The sequence below is a fragment of the Vogesella mureinivorans genome (assembly GCF_007644035.1).
Classification (GTDB): Bacteria; Pseudomonadota; Gammaproteobacteria; order Burkholderiales; family Chromobacteriaceae; genus Vogesella; species Vogesella mureinivorans.
This window is the reverse complement of record NZ_VMTV02001056.1, coordinates 1-267: the sequence shown is the minus strand read 5'-3', so window position 1 is coordinate 267 and position 267 is coordinate 1. Positions and strand designations below refer to the sequence as shown.

The 267-nt window shown below is 32.6% G+C and carries 1 protein-coding gene; it reads left to right on the top strand.

What is annotated here, in order from left to right; genetic code table 11:
* The first annotated feature begins 7 nt into the window (after positions 1-7).
* Positions 8-136, top strand: coding sequence for a hypothetical protein (locus FLQ44_RS25170; protein ID WP_369126625.1), 129 nt, complete (start codon positions 8-10; stop codon positions 134-136).
* Positions 137-267: the final 131 nt, after the last annotated feature.

The window sequence follows — 267 nt, the reverse complement described above, 5'->3', positions numbered from 1 at the left end:
TGATGATTTGATTTTGTACCGCAGTGGCGTGATTTCTCAAGCGTCATATTTGAGTTTGCTGAAAGGACAAATTGATCGTTATTTGCAAAATCCGGGACGTTTAATGGAGTGGATCAAGTCAATTTTTGGGATTTAATAAAACCAACCAATTCACTTAGATTTATTGTAATTATGTAACCTGTAATACAAAAAAAACCTAAATAATTAAATAGGATGGCATATTTTTGTGGCGCTTTTTGATTGAATTGAATCAACATAAGGGTGAGT